Raw genomic sequence first — 13,776 nt, forward strand, 5'->3', positions numbered from 1 at the left:
CACCACCAGGCTCACGAAAGCCGCGGACTCGCACAGAGTCCGCGGCTTTCGTGTTTTTGCAGTACCCCACACAAGGAGAAAACCCTGATGTTGACGGCAACTGTCCCGCTCACCGGCGAGACACTTCCGGACCTCGCGGAGGGGCTTGACCTGCCCTGCCGCACCCACAACCCCGACCTCTGGTTCGCTGACGCGCCGACCGACCTGGAGAAGGCGAAGTCCTTCTGCGGGACCTGCCCGGTGCTGGCCGAGTGCCTCGCCGGCGCGATCGCGCGGCACGAGCCGTGGGGTGTCTGGGGTGGAGAGATCTTCGAGCGCGGTGTCGTGATCGCGCGGAAGCGGCCCCGTGGCCGTCCGCGCAAGGACGCGGCAGCTGTCGTCACCGCTGACAAGACGGAGGCGGCTGCGTGAACACCGTGACCAGCAACAGCGCGCTCCCCACCTACCTGAACGAGGGCCTGACTCCCATGTCTCTGAATGAAGAACTCGTGCGAATACGAATACAAGAAGCCCAGAGGTTCGCAGAAGAGCAACGCCTGGCGAACCGCCTCGCGTCAGCGCAACGTTGGCGCAGGTTGGCGCGATGGGCCGGTCGCAGAGCGGCTCGCTTCGACCTCTGACAGTCTCGAGCTGAGGCCGTCATCCACGAGAAGGTGGATGGCGGCCTCGGCCGTTCCTCCGTACCGTTCCTTTTGTGCCGCACCACACCCACGACGGAATCGACTGGTCCGCCCGCCTCCACGCGATGAGGCGCTACGGATCGCTGCAGTCCGAGGCGCTCTCCGCTGTCGCGCGCAGACTGGTGGGGTTGCTGCCCGACTCGCCGGTCGTGATGGACGTCGGCTGTGGCGCCGGATCCATGAGCGTGCCGCTGGTCTCGGCGTTGCGCGAGCACGGCGGTGGCGTGTTGGTGCTGGTCGACGCCACGCCCGAGTTGCTGGACGCGGCCTGCGCGGCTGCCCGTGCCGAGGCTGACGGCGCTGTGTCCGTCAAGCCCGTTCTGGCGGATCTTGCTGTTGAGGACCCGTTGTCGTTCGCCGGGCCGGTCGAGCTCGTGTGGGGCTCTCGGGTGATCCATCACCTTCCTGATCAGTTGCGCGGCGTTCGCCGGCTGGTTGACGCGCTGGCTCCTGGTGGGTGGCTGGCGTTGGCCGAAGGTGGGCTTGAGACTCGGTTCCTGCCTTGGGATCTCGGGGTTGGTGAGCCGGGGCTCGCCGATCGCATGGCCGCGGCTCGCGCCGACTGGTTCGTTTCGATGCGCGAGAAGATGACCGGGTCGGTGCGATTGCCGGTTGGATGGAACGTGGCGCTGGCTGATGCCGGACTTGGGGAGATTTCCGCGTTCAGCTTTGTTGTTGATCATCCGGCGCCGGCCAAGCACCTCGTTCGCGAGTGGGCCGTTGATCGGCTCACCTGGTTGTCCGAGATCACCTCGTCGTATCTGCATCCGGCTGATCGGGATGCGTTGCGGCGGCTGCTGAACCCCTCTGACTCCGAGTTTGTCGGCGCTCGTGAGGATGTGTTCTTGCTGGAGACCGACACGGTTCACCTGGGGCGGCGGCGGTGACTGCGTGACGCAGGCGATTGCGGCGTGCCACAGATGTGGGCGGGTGCGGTCCTCCGTTTCTGACCTGGAGTTTTTGGCTTGGTCGTGTGAGCGGGACGGAGCGGCGGTTCGGTGGTTGTGTCACGTTTGCGCTAAAACGCATGTGCGGGATATTGAGGGCAAGCTGCCGGACGAGTACTGGCGTTGAGGCTGGTCCTGTTTCGGGTTCGCAGGCGGGCGGGGTGGCGGCGGACGCTGCGGTTTCAGTCCGCGACCTGGGCTGGTGGTCGGCTTGCGTTGAGCGGCTGCCGGTTGCGGCAAACGATCGGGCGCGACTCGTGACGGGGCCACCGGAACGCACGGGAAGAGCGCCTCGCCCGCGGCATCGGCGCTGTTATGGGTTCGCTTGTGGGTAGAGGTGGCGTAAGGCCTGTCTGATCAGGGCCGTTCCTCGTCGGCTGCTTTGTTCCAGCTCCCTGTGGAGATCGGTGGGCGAGCACAAGCGGGCGTCGATCACGGCGTCGAGGATGGCTACTACCTCGCGCGGGTTGGCCGAGCGGCGGGCCAGGTCCAGGGTGGCTCGGGGCGGGGTGGCCAGGCGGAGGGCGTTGCGTTCCACGACTTCGGGTGGGCGGGTTGTGCGCTCGAAGAGAATTGAGGGGTGGGAGCGGCGCGTGTTCATTCCTGCCAGCACGTGAATGTGCCGGGGGAGAGGTAGTGAGGCTCCCTGTTGGGCGAGTGCGTCCGCACCGGTGATCACGGATGAAGGGCCCGCGAAGAACAGGACTGCGCGGAGGCGGTCCAGGCGGGTTGGCGGTGTCGGCTTTTGCAGGACTACGCCGGGGAGCAGCTGTTGCCAGGGGCCGGTGGGCATGCAGTGGCGTTGGATCTCGCGGCGGGAGAGTCCGGATTTGTGCAGGTCAGCGGTGCTTGCGATGGGGGCCATGCGTCCATCGTGGCGCAAGCTGGGGTGGAGAAAAGGGGCTCGGAGCCAACCTGTGGACAACTTGACGAACGTTCACTCGGACGAGTTAGTCGTCGAATCCTGGTTGCCAGCGGGCGACGATTTCGCGTGCGGTCACGTGGGCGTCCAACTGGCAGAGAATGCCTGTTGCGCCCAATGTCACGCGGTGAATCAGCAGGTATTGAGGTGGCAGGTTCAGGGAGCGGCCCGTTTGTGAGTCCGGGCTGCGGAGGTCGCCCACTCGCTCGGCTTGGGACTGGAGCCAGCGGCGGGTGAAGTGGAACGACTCGGTGCGCAGCGGTTCCACGAACGGGGCCAGGTAGCCGAGGACGTCTTCGCCGTGCAGGGACATGCCCTCGCGGATGAAGTTCTCCGTGCGCAGGAGTTCCACGAGGTCCGCGGAGCGGCCGTCCAGGGCGAGGCGGGTCATCAGGCCCAGGGTTTTGGGAAGGCCGTCGGGGAGGCGGGCCACGGCGCCGAAGTCGATCACGCGCAGGCGGCCGTCGTCGCCCAGCATGAAGTTGCCGGGGTGCGGGTCGGCGTGCAGCAGGCCCGAGCGGGACGGGGCCGAGAAGTGGAACTCGGCCAGGCGCTGGCCGGCCAGGTCGCGGTCTTCGACCGAGCCTTCGCGGATGATCGTGGAGAGGCCTACGCCGGAGGTCCACTCGGTCACCATGACCTTGGGGGACGAGGCGACCACGCGCGGGACGAGGACGTGGTCGTCGTTCTCGAAGGCCTTGGCGAAGGTGCGCTGGTTGGCGGCCTCGTCGCGGTAGTCGAGCTCTTCCAGGTACCGGTCGCGCAGCTCCTCCAGCAGTGGGCGCACGTCGGTGCCGGGCATGATCGCCTGCAGCAGGCGGGAGAAGCGGAGAAGTTGCTTCAGGTCGGCGCGCAGGGCCTCGTCGGCTCCTGGGTACTGGACCTTCACGGCTACTTCGCGGCCGTCGTGCCACACCGCGCGGTGCACTTGACCGATGGACGCCGAGGCGGCCGGGTCGTCGTCGAACTCCTGGAAGCGCTTCGTCCAGGAGGCGCCGAGCTGTTCGGCGAGCACGCGGTGGGTGGTGCGGGCCGGCATGGGCGGCGCCGCGGTCTGGAGTTTGGTCAGCGCCTCGCGGTACGGGGCGGCGAGCTCGTCCGGGACCGCCGCCTCGAAGACGCTCAGGGCCTGGCCGAACTTCATCGCGCCGCCCTTGAGCTGGCCGAGCACCGCGAAGACCTGTTCCGCGGTCTTGGCGGTCACCTCGGCGTTGACCTCGTCGGCCGCGCGTCCGGTGAGTCGCTTCCCCCAGCCGCCGACCACCCGGCCCGCCACCCCGAGCGGGAGGCTGGCCAGCTTGGCGGTGCGCTGCACGGCCTTGCGCGGAATCTCGGTCACTCGGCCATGTTATGTGCGGCGCACTGACAGTCAGGGTGCGGATACCAGCTTCGCCTCTCAGCAACGCCGGTCACGAGGTCCAGCTCGAGGGTGGCGTTGAGCACGGGCGGCGGGGCCAGGTCGCGGCCGCGGAGGTAGATCAACGACTCCAGGATCTGCACCACGGCCAGCGCCGCCGTGCCCGAGGCGAACAGCACGTCGGTGGACGCCGGCTTGCCCACCAGCTGCGCGGCGATGACGGGCCAGGCCGGATCGTGGTCGGCGCGGTGCAGGTCGGCGCAGTTCAGGCAGGAGGAACGGCCTGGCAGGACCAACGGGCCGACGATGCCCACGCCTTCACGCACGCGCACGGGCAGATGCGGTGTGCGGAACACCATCAGCGTGCTCACGAGGTTCGGATCGGGGACGAGCGTCGCCGCCAGCACGGTCAGATCCGCGTTGTGGGCGAGCTGAATGTTTGATTCAGCTAGAAGCGAAGTAATGGAGAGCGCAAGGTGTCCGGCGCCGTGGACGGCGGCCGTCGCGTCCCTCGCGGGGTGGCCGGTGTCGAGCAGGCCGGCCTCGTCGAGCGAGGCCAGAACGTCGATCAACTGCTGCGGGTTCTCGCCGCGATTTTTCAGTCTTTCACCCAGTTCAGCGACGGTGTGGCGGCCGTCGAGGGTGATCAGCTCGTCGATGAGCGCCTCAGGCAGCGAGTCGATCACCACGGCGTGCTTCGGGTCGATGCCGACCTGCACGACGCCCGGTCCGCGGCGCACCACGGCCAGTCCTGCACGTACGCGAGGTCTCGTGTCCACGTGAGAAAGACTGGCAGGGGGCGGAGCCCCCTGCCAGCGGAAATGTCAAACCTTGGCCTTGCCGAGGATCCGCGTCATCTTCGTGCCGCAGACAGGGCAGGTGCCCTTCGCCATGCGCCGGCCGTTGGTCTCCTCGACCTTGCCGTCGAAGTCGCGCTTCTCCCGACACTTGACGCAGTAGCCGTTGTACTTCTCGGCCACGGCCCCTCCCTTGCAGTTGTGAGTGCGGACACACTCGAGGACCTTGGCGCGACGGTACCTGGGCGAGGCGGTGAATCCGCGCAGGTTCATCCGCGCGTGTCCAGCCGCCGTTCGGTGGAACTTCACCCGCCGGGTGTCCGCGTGCGGCCGGTTGGGGGCCGAAAATTGTCGGTGCCGACGTTTACGGTGACTGCATGGCCGAACCGCGGGTGGAGGTGCGGCGGAGCCCCCGGCGCCGCCGCATGGTCAGCGCGTACCGGGAGGGCGACACGGTCGTCGTCCTTCTGCCGGCACGGATGACCAAGGGGGAAGAGAAGCACTGGGTGGCGGAGATGTTGAGCCGCCTCCAGCGCAGCGAGACGCGCAGGAGATCCCCTGCGCGCACGTCGGACGAGGCGTTGATGGCGCGCTGTGCCGAGCTGTCGGCGCGGTACCTGGACTCGCTCGCCGACCCCGTCAGCGTGCGCTGGGTGCCCCCCATGCGCACGCGCTGGGCGTCCTGCACGCCGACCGAGGGCACGATCCGCGTGTCCGAGCGTCTGCGTGAGGTGCCGCCGTGGGTGCTCGACTACGTGCTGGTGCACGAGCTCGCGCACCTGCTCGTACCAGGGCACGGCAAGGACTTCTGGGAGTGGGTTCACCGCTACCCGAAGACCGAGCGGGCCATGGGTTACCTGGAAGGTCTCTCAGCCGCCGCAGGCTGGGGCATCTCGGAAGACTGATCAGCTGAACGCGAAGAACGCCCGGTGGGGGTGTGCTCGCCGGGCGTTTCGCGTGTTCGGGTCGCGGAGGAGGGAGTGTTGGACTGGCCGCAGTTGCGCGAGGAGGTTCGCGTGGCGGCGGCACGGGTCGGCGGTCTGTTGCGGGCCTTCCCGGACGGGTCCGTGCCGCTCGCACGGGTCACCTGGTCGGTGGCGGAGACAGGGGCCCACCTGGTGGGGCTGCCCGGTCGCTACCTGCGGATGGCCTCGGCCCCGACGCCGTTTCCCGTCTCGCTCGCCGAGGAGAACCAGCGCGAGATCGACGCCGTCGCCGACCGCGAACCGGCGAGCCTCGCCGATGCGCTCGAGAGCGAGGTGGCGGCACTGCTGGCGCACTGCCGGACCCTGATCAGCGGGTCTGGTACTTCACCGTCGAGCACACCGCATATGGCCTGTGCGCGAGCATGCTCAGCGAACTGCTGCTGCACGGCACCGACCTCGCGCGTGCGCTCGGCCGTCCCTGGCTGATCACGCGAGCGCAGGCCGTGGCGTGTCTGCGCGGCTTGCTGCCCGCAGTGGTGCTGCTGACGGATCAGGAAATCGCCCGTCGCGCGAGCGGCACCTACCACCTGCGGCTGCGCGGTGGTGACGACTGGACGCTGCACGTGCGCGACGGGGCGGTCCGGGTCGAGCCCGGCCGTCCGCGTCGCGCCGACGTGCGCATCTCCGTCGATCCGGCCGGCTTCCTGCTCGGCTCGGTCGGGCTGGTGAGCCGCTCGCGAGCCTGGCCGGTTGTGCGCGGCAGGCGGCCGTGGCTGGTGCTGCGGTTCGGCCGCCTGTTCTCCCGGATCTAGCTTTCGTCGGGCTTGTCGTCCTCGGGCTTGTCGCCGTCCTCGCGCATGGTGCGTTCGAGCTCGGCCATCGGGTCTTCGAGGGCCTTGCGGGTGTTGGCCAGGCGCTCCGCGAACTCCAGCGGGTCGTCCAGGTCCTCCGCGGTCGGGACGAGCTCGGCGTGCTCCCAGACGCTGTCGCGTACCTCGACGCCGTGCTGGTCGCCGACGAGCTTCCACAGCGCGGAGGCGGCCCGCAGCTTGCGCGGACGCAGCTCCAGGCCGACCAGGGTCGCGAAGGTCTGCTCGGCCGGGCCACCGGAGGCACGGCGGCGGCGCAGCGTCTCGCGCAGCGCGGGGGCACCGGGCAGGCGGTCGGCCACGGCGGCGTCGACCACGACGTCCACCCAGCCCTCGACCAGGGCCAGGAGCGTCTCCAGGCGGGTCAGCGCCGCCTTCTGCTCCGGAGTGGTCTGCGGTTCGAGCAGGCCGGAGCCCATGGCCTCCTCGATGGAGGCGGGGTTGGACGGGTCGATCTGGCCCGCGAGCTGCTCCAGGGCGGAGGTGTCGACCTTGATGCCCTTGGCGAACTCCTCGACGGTGTCGAGCAGGCGCTGCCGCAGCCACGGCACGTGCGTGAAGAGGCGCTGGTGAGCGGCCTCGCGGGCGGCGAGGAACACCATCACCTCGGAGGCCGGGCGCTCCAGGCCCTCGGTGAACTTCTCGATGTTCGCGGGCAGCAGCGCCGCCGTGCCCTCGGGGCCGAGCGGCAGGCCGACGTCGGTCGAGGTGAGGACCTCGGCGCCGAGCTGCGCCAGCGCGTTGCCGAGCTGCGAGCCGAACGCCATGCCGCCCATCTGGCCGAGCATCGCGAGCAGCGGACCGGCCGCCTGCTTCGCCTCGGCGGGCATCGCCTCGACCCACGCGCTGGACATGCGCTGCGCGACCGGGTCGCACAGGCGCTGCCAGGTGGGGATCGTGCGCTCGATCCAGTCGCGGGCGGTCCACGCCTGGGTCGTGCGGCTGCCCGCGGGCAGCGACGTGACCGGGTCCAGCCACATCTCGGCCAGGTGCACGGCGTCGGTGACCGCGCTCGACTGATCGGCGGCGAACCCGATCGTGGTGGTCGACGAGGACAGCTGCTGGAACGCGATCTGCTTGGCGAGGTCGTAGTTGACCGGCCCGCTCGACGACCCCGCGTTGCTCAGCATGGAGCCCAGCTGGCTCAGCATGTTGCCCAGCTGGTTGAAGTCGAACGGGTTGTCTCCCGGCTTCCCGCTCTTGTCGTCGGGGTCGTGCGGGCTGAACCCGAACGGCACGTCACTCATGCCTCTACCGTACGCGGATCCACATGGTCGTACGCTGTTCAGCCGTGAGTGAAACCGTCACGACCGCACCCGCTCCCGCGCCCCCGCCGAGGGAGCGCGGACTGACCCGCCGGACGTGGACGCTGATCGTCAGCTTCCTCGTGGTGGCGGCACTCGGACTGCTCGGCGGTTTCGCCAGAGTCCCGTACGTCGCGCTGGGCCCCGGCCCGACCTACGACGTGCTCGGCAAGGTGAAGGACACCGACGTCGTCTCGGTGGACGGCCAGAACACCTTCCCCACCAACGGAACCCTGCGCATGACGACGGTCTCGCTCACCGACGACGTGTCGCTGTTCGGCGCTCTCGGCCTGTGGCTGTCCGGCCGCTACGCCCTCGCGCCGCGCGAGGAGTTCTTCAAGCCCGGCGAGTCGGAGGAGGAGGTGCAGAAGAACAACGAGCTCGCGTTCAGCGAGTCGCAGACCTCGGCCGAGGTCGCCGCGCTGCACTACCTCGGCTATCCGGGCAAGGTGATCGCCAACCAGGTGACCAAGGGCAGCCCCGCGGAGAACGTCATCCCGCTCGGCGCCCGCATCATCTCGGTCAACGGCAAGCAGGTGCAGACCGCGGCCGACGTGAGCGCCGCCTTGGAGAACACCAAGCCGGGCGACCACATCGAGGTCGCGTTCGAGAAGGACGGCACCTCGAAGTCGACGCAGCTCACCCTCGGCACCCGCGACGACGGCCGCCCGGCGGGCTTCATCGGCATCCTCCCGGTGGACCGCGCCGACGTGCCGTTCAAGATCAAGATCAGCCTCTCCGACGTCGGCGGCCCGTCCGCCGGCCTGATCTTCGCGCTGGGCATCGTCGACAAGCTGACGCCGGGCGAGCTCAACGGCGGCAAGGCCATCGCGGGCACCGGCGAGATCACCGGCGACGGCACGGTCAAGCCGATCGGCGGCATCGCGTTCAAGATGGTGGCGGCCAAGGAGGCGGGCGCGACGGCGTTCCTCGTGCCGTCGGCCAACTGCCAGGACGCGAAGCAGCAGGCGCCGGACGGCCTGAAGCTGATCAAGGTCGAGAACCTGAAGGACGCGGTGTCGTCGCTGGACGCGCTGAACAAGGGCGAGTCGACGCCGGCCTGCTGATCCCGTCAGTCCGGCGGCCAGCCCTCCAGGTGAGCGAACTGGCGCAGGTAGCGCTCGCACCGCTCGGCGAAGTCCTGGCCGCGGTCGGGCAGTCTCGTCAGTTCGATCACCCGCTCGGGGTCGGACTCCGGCGGCTGCAGCATGAAGATGTTGATGTCGACGAACTCACCGCCGCCCAGTGCGGCGGCGGTGAGCGCTAGTGCGGTCGCGGTCACGACACCGACGCAGGTCCGGTGCGGCCTGAAGGACGGCTCGACGTGGTCGAACGCGACCGCCGCCGCGCCGTCCCCGGCAGGCGTCGCGAAGTGGTACCAGCGACGGCTCGACTGGTCGGCAGGTGCGTTCGGGTCGAGCTCCGCGACCGTCAAGGACCGCTGTTCGGCCGCGGCCAGGCGACGGCCCGCGTAGACGAGACCGGTCTCGCCCCACTGCCGGTCCGCGAAGACCTGGATGACGGGCGGGGCGTCGATCCCCAGGAGCCGGCCGATCGTCTGGCGTGCACCGGCGACGAGCTCCTTGAGGGAGATCGGCGCGCGCATGGTGGCCCAGAGATCGACGGACATGGCCGGACCGTAGACAACCGCCTCGCGTCGCCGCCACCGAGAATCGCCGTCCGCTCGGCGTCGGTGGATTCGACCCGTTGCGGCCTGCGGGTGCGTGCTCGCGCAGGGGTACCCCCGACCTGGGAACCCCTACATCTCAACGTACTCAGAGGGTCCGACAAGATCGCTGACGTGCGACGACGGCCACGACGGTCGCGCTCGACTGTTCCCCAGGAGGATGCCGACCAGCGACAGGTACGCCGACCGCGACGGCTGCCTTCGCGACCACCCTGCCGAACGTCGCGGTACCCGCGGACGCTCCAACAGCAGACAGGACACGGTGGCCGTGTCCGCCCTGGCCAGGAGCAGGTCACCGAGTCGGTAGAACTCAACGTTCTCAGCGGGTTGCAACCCGCAGGCAGAGGGTCCGACAAGATCGCTGACGTGCGCGGGTCCGGCGGTCTGGACCGCGGTACGAGGCGGTGTCCGCTGAACGCGAACACGCGAGATCACAACCCCGGCGCGATCACGTGCCGGGGTTGTGTCAGCCTGGGGGCGTGATCAGGGAGCGGGCTAGGGTCGCAGCGTGGCGAGCAGGGCGTCGGTGAGGTTGGGCGCGAGCTCCGGGTGCTCGACGACCTCCTCCGGCACCTCGACCGTCCCGCGCAGCCGCAGCACGCAGGAGACCGAGCCGTCGCGCAGCACGGCGGCGACCAGGCGGGCCTCGCGGCGGGCCGGGTGTTCGGCGGCGAACCTGCGAGCGGCCTCGTCGTCCAGTTCGCCGTGGCTCAGCTCGGTTTCCGCCTCCGGGGGCAGGACCACGATCTCCTGGGCCAGCGCGCAGCCGGTCACGGTCGGGGGCCACTCGATGCCCGCCAGCGCGTCGCCCAGGTCACCCTCGAGGGCGTCTTGGGCGATCGGAGTCAGCGGGGACGACTCCGCGTCGAGCTGGTCCCGCAGCTCCGGTTGCTGGCTGATCAGGTCTGAGGTGGCCACGAGGGCGAAGAGTTGCGGGGGCTGCTCCCAGCCGCCCGCCCCGACGAACTCCTCTACCTCGCGGGCGACCGTCGGGAGGATGACCGCTGGCGTTTCACTCGCTGACACGCGTGTCATCGTAAGACTGCGGACTTCACGGGAACCCAGGGCGTCGTCCGTAGAGTTGGACTAAACGTACGTATTGAAATTCCGCGATCCAGGAGCGTGCCTCGTGGCCACACGGCCTCCGGTCGGACTGCCGAAACTGTCCCGACGCAGCCGAATACTGCTCATCGTCGGTGTTGTGCTCCTGTTCGGTCTCATCACGGGATCGCGGCTGCTCGACACCTACGTGAACTGGCTGTGGTTCGGCGAGGTGAATTTCCGCAACGTCTACAGCACAGTGCTCCTCACCCGTCTGGGGCTGTTCCTGGCCGTGGGGGTCGTGGTCGGCGGCATCGTCGCGCTCAACCTGTACCTCGCGTACCGGGCGCGGCCCGTGTTCGTGCCGGTGTCGGGGCCCGATGACCCGGTGGCCCGCTACCGCACGGTGGTGATGCGGCGGATGCGGTTGTTCGCGATCGGCATCCCGGTGTTCGTCGGGTTGATCGCGGGCGCGTCGGCGCAGGCGGACTGGCAGCAGATCCAGCTCTTCCTCAACTCCCAGCCGTTCGGGATCACGGATCCGCAGTTCGGGCACGACATCGGCTTCTACGCGTTCAAGCTGCCGTTCTACGAGTGGCTGCTGTCGTGGCTGTTCATCGTCACGGCGGTGTCGTTCATCGGCGCGGTGATCGCGCACTACCTCTTCGGCGGGATCCGGCTGGCCGGTCGCGGCGGTCAGCTCTCCGGGCCCGCGCGGCTGCACCTGGCGCTCGTCGCCGGCTCGTTCGTGCTGCTGAAGGCGGTCGCGTACTTCTTCGACCGGTACGAGCTGCTGCTGCACGAGAACGAGAAGTTCGTCGGCGCGAGCTACACCGACCTCAACGCGGTGCTGCCCGCCAAGCTGATCCTGCTGTGCATCGCGGTGTTCTGCGCGATCGCGTTCTTCGCGGGCGCGTTCATGCGCAACGTGCAGCTGCCGGCCATCGCGACCGTCCTGCTGGTGCTGTCGAGCGTGCTCGTCGGCGCGGCGTGGCCCGCGGTGCTGGAGCAGTTCTCGGTCAAGCCGAACGCCATCCAGAAGGAAGCCCAGTCGATCACCCGCAACATCGAGGCGACACGGCAGTCGTTCGGGTTGACCGACGACAAGGTCTCGACGAAGCCCTACGAGGGCAAGCAGACCGTCACCAACGACCAGATCAAGACCAACGACGCGGCGACGCTGGGCAACATCCGCCTGCTCGACCCGGCCGTGCTGTCGCGGACCTTCACGCAGTTCACCCAGCTGCGGCCGTTCTACGGGTTCCCGAACAAGCTCGACGTCGACCGGTACAAAGTGGACGAGAAGCTGCGCGACTACATCGTGGCCGTCCGCGAGCTCAAGCTCGACAGCCTGCCGCAGGGGCAGCGCGACTGGATCAACCAGCACCTCATCTACACGCACGGCAACGGCTTCGTCTACGCCGAGGCGAACAAGGTGAACGCGGACGCCGACCAGACCAACGGTGGCTACCCGGACTTCAAGACCGGTGAGGTCGCGCCGGACGGCTCGATCCGCAACGCCGAGAACGGCATCAAGGTCGACCAGCCGCGCACCTACTACGGCGAGCTGTTCGGCGCCAGCGACTACTCGATCGTCGGCGGCCGGCCCACCGGTTCGGCGGCGGAGTACGACACCGACGCGAAGTCCTACACCTACACCGGTTCCGGTGGCGTCCCGGTCGGCAACCTGATCAACAAGCTGGCGTTCGCCGCGTACTACGGCGAGCGGAACATCCTCTTCAACCAGTCGATCGCGGACGACTCGAAGATCCTGTTCAAGCGCACCCCGCGCGACCGCGTGCAGGCCGTCGCACCGTGGCTGACCGTCGACAGCGACCCGTACCCGGCCGTGGTGAACGGCCGCATCACGTGGATCGTCGACGGCTACACCACGCTGGACAACTACCCGTACGCGCAGCGCACCCCGCTGAGCGACGCGACCAACGACTCGCTCACCGCGGACGGCGTGGTCGTCTCGCAGATCAACAAGCCCGTCAACTACATCCGCAACTCGGTCAAGGCCACTGTGGACGCCTACGACGGCTCGGTGAACCTGTTCGCGATCGACGAGAAGGACCCGGTCCTCAAGGCGTGGATGGGTGTCTTCCCGGGCACCGTCAAGCCGGCCAGTGACATCTCGAACGAGCTGCGGTCGCACTTCCGCTACCCCGAGGACCTGTTCAAGGTGCAGCGGCAGATCCTGTCGAAGTACCACGTGCAGTCCCCGTCGGACTTCTACTCCGGTGTCTCCTACTGGGCCCCGCCGCAGGACCCGACGATCGACAACGTGACCACGGCGCAGGCCCAGCAGGACGCGGCGAACAAGCGCAGGGACGCCCAGCCGCCGTTCTACGTCCTCGCCGGTGACCCGACCGACGCGAGCAAGGTCCGCTTCCAGCTGACCAGCCCGCTCGTGCGCGAGAACCGGGAGTTCATGGCGTCCTACGTCTCGGTGGGGTCGGACCCGGACAACTACGGCAAGATCAACGTGCTCCAGCTCAACACCGACGCCAAGGGCCCGCAGCAGATCCAGACCCAGTTCCTCACGTCGGACAACGTCAGCCGCGAGCTCAACCTGCTGACACAGCAGAAGACGACGGTCGTCTACGGCAACCTGCTCACGCTTCCCGTGGGTGGCGCGCTGCTCTACGTCGAACCCGTCTACATCGAGCGAGCGTCCAACAACACGTCGTATCCGCAGCTGTCCAAGGTGCTCGTCTGGTACGGCGACCGGGTCGGGTACGCGTCAACGTTGAGCGAGGCGCTGGAGCAGGTGCTCAGCGGCACCGGTTCGGTCGTGCCGCCGCAGAGCAACAACAACAACAACGGCAACGGGCAGACCTCGACGCCGCCGTCGACCACGCCGCCGGCCAACGCGTCGTTGAGCCCTGACCTGCAGAAGGCGATCAACGACATCGACTCGGCGTTGGCCGACATCAAGAAGGCGCAGCAGAACAGCGACTTCACCGCGCTCGGCCAGGCGTACCAGAAGCTGGACGACGCTTCGAAGAGGTTCAAGCAGTACAACACCGGGGCTCCGTCAGCCCCGTCGACCGCGCCGACCAGCCCCACTCCGTCGGGCTGACCACCCGATTTGCATTTAGTGCTCCGCCCCGCGTAGGGTTCTAATTACCGACGCGGGGTGGAGCAGCTCGGTAGCTCGCTGGGCTCATAACCCAGAGGTCGCAGGTTCAAATCCTGTCCCCGCTCGCCAGCGCGACGGCGACCGGCGGTGCGATGTAGACG

The 13,776-nt window shown here is 68.5% G+C and carries 13 protein-coding genes and 1 tRNA gene; 8 read left to right on the plus strand and 6 right to left on the minus strand.

Translation table 11 applies throughout. The features are described from left to right. The first annotated feature begins 87 nt into the window (after window positions 1-87). Window positions 88-411, plus strand: a complete 324-nt coding sequence (locus ABZX92_RS41830; RefSeq protein WP_045316024.1) for a WhiB family transcriptional regulator — start codon at window positions 88-90, stop codon at window positions 409-411. A 283-nt stretch (window positions 412-694) separates the two neighbouring features. Beyond that, a complete protein-coding gene (locus ABZX92_RS41835; RefSeq protein ID WP_355571052.1) occupies window positions 695-1,567 on the plus strand; it encodes a class I SAM-dependent methyltransferase in 873 nt (290 codons plus the stop codon). Between the two features lie 1,010 nt (window positions 1,568-2,577). Here ABZX92_RS41835 and ABZX92_RS41840 read toward each other — a convergent pair. From ABZX92_RS41840 to ABZX92_RS41850, 3 genes are all read right to left on the minus strand, one after another. Further along, window positions 2,578-3,888, minus strand: coding sequence for an AarF/UbiB family protein (locus ABZX92_RS41840; RefSeq protein ID WP_355571054.1), 1,311 nt, complete (start codon window positions 3,886-3,888; stop codon window positions 2,578-2,580). Continuing rightward, window positions 3,885-4,649: a TOMM precursor leader peptide-binding protein gene (locus ABZX92_RS41845; RefSeq protein ID WP_355571056.1), complete on the minus strand. Its 765-nt coding sequence runs from the start codon at window positions 4,647-4,649 to the stop codon at window positions 3,885-3,887. The genes ABZX92_RS41840 and ABZX92_RS41845 overlap by 4 nt, the downstream gene beginning before the upstream one ends. An 81-nt stretch (window positions 4,650-4,730) precedes the next feature. Beyond that, window positions 4,731-4,886, minus strand: coding sequence for a DUF5679 domain-containing protein (locus tag ABZX92_RS41850; protein WP_169774275.1), 156 nt, complete (start codon window positions 4,884-4,886; stop codon window positions 4,731-4,733). Window positions 4,887-5,080: 194 nt separating this feature from the next. Between ABZX92_RS41850 and ABZX92_RS41855 the strand changes: the two genes are divergently transcribed. From ABZX92_RS41855 to ABZX92_RS41865, 3 genes are all read left to right on the plus strand, one after another. Further along, window positions 5,081-5,608, plus strand: coding sequence for a M48 family metallopeptidase (locus tag ABZX92_RS41855; protein WP_355571058.1), 528 nt, complete (start codon window positions 5,081-5,083; stop codon window positions 5,606-5,608). 78 nt (window positions 5,609-5,686) lie between these two features. Beyond that, complete coding sequence (locus tag ABZX92_RS41860; protein ID WP_355571060.1) at window positions 5,687-6,115, plus strand: hypothetical protein; 429 nt, start codon at window positions 5,687-5,689, stop codon at window positions 6,113-6,115. Continuing rightward, complete coding sequence (locus ABZX92_RS41865; RefSeq protein ID WP_355571061.1) at window positions 6,052-6,441, plus strand: SCP2 sterol-binding domain-containing protein; 390 nt, start codon at window positions 6,052-6,054, stop codon at window positions 6,439-6,441. The genes ABZX92_RS41860 and ABZX92_RS41865 overlap by 64 nt, the downstream gene beginning before the upstream one ends. Here ABZX92_RS41865 and ABZX92_RS41870 read toward each other — a convergent pair. Beyond that, window positions 6,438-7,745 (minus strand): zinc-dependent metalloprotease, encoded by a 1,308-nt coding sequence (locus ABZX92_RS41870; RefSeq protein WP_355571063.1) that lies wholly within the window; start codon window positions 7,743-7,745, stop codon window positions 6,438-6,440. The two genes, ABZX92_RS41865 and ABZX92_RS41870, sit on opposite strands and share 4 nt — an antisense overlap. Window positions 7,746-7,789: 44 nt before the next feature. Here ABZX92_RS41870 and ABZX92_RS41875 point away from each other — a divergent pair, with 44 nt between their 5' ends. Beyond that, window positions 7,790-8,869, plus strand: coding sequence for a PDZ domain-containing protein (locus ABZX92_RS41875; protein ID WP_355571065.1), 1,080 nt, complete (start codon window positions 7,790-7,792; stop codon window positions 8,867-8,869). A gap of 5 nt (window positions 8,870-8,874) precedes the next feature. Here the strand turns inward: ABZX92_RS41875 and ABZX92_RS41880 are convergent, their stop codons facing one another. Together ABZX92_RS41880 and ABZX92_RS41885 are read right to left on the minus strand one after the other, a co-directional pair. Then, on the minus strand, window positions 8,875-9,432 hold the full coding sequence (locus ABZX92_RS41880; protein WP_355571067.1) for a hypothetical protein: 558 nt from the start codon (window positions 9,430-9,432) through the stop codon (window positions 8,875-8,877). A gap of 552 nt (window positions 9,433-9,984) precedes the next feature. Beyond that, window positions 9,985-10,524, minus strand: coding sequence for a PPA1309 family protein (locus ABZX92_RS41885; RefSeq protein WP_355571068.1), 540 nt, complete (start codon window positions 10,522-10,524; stop codon window positions 9,985-9,987). Between the two features lie 94 nt (window positions 10,525-10,618). On the opposite strand from ABZX92_RS41885, the gene ABZX92_RS41890 reads away from it, so the two are divergent. Both ABZX92_RS41890 and ABZX92_RS41895 read left to right on the plus strand, forming a co-directional pair. Then, a complete protein-coding gene (locus ABZX92_RS41890) occupies window positions 10,619-13,615 on the plus strand; it encodes a UPF0182 family protein (RefSeq protein ID WP_355571070.1) in 2,997 nt (998 codons plus the stop codon). A gap of 51 nt (window positions 13,616-13,666) precedes the next feature. Further along, window positions 13,667-13,740: transfer RNA gene (locus tag ABZX92_RS41895), tRNA-Met, on the plus strand. Window positions 13,741-13,776 lie beyond the last annotated feature (36 nt).

The sequence above is a fragment of the Lentzea sp. NPDC006480 genome (assembly GCF_040611995.1).
Taxonomy (GTDB): Bacteria; Actinomycetota; Actinomycetes; order Mycobacteriales; family Pseudonocardiaceae; genus Lentzea.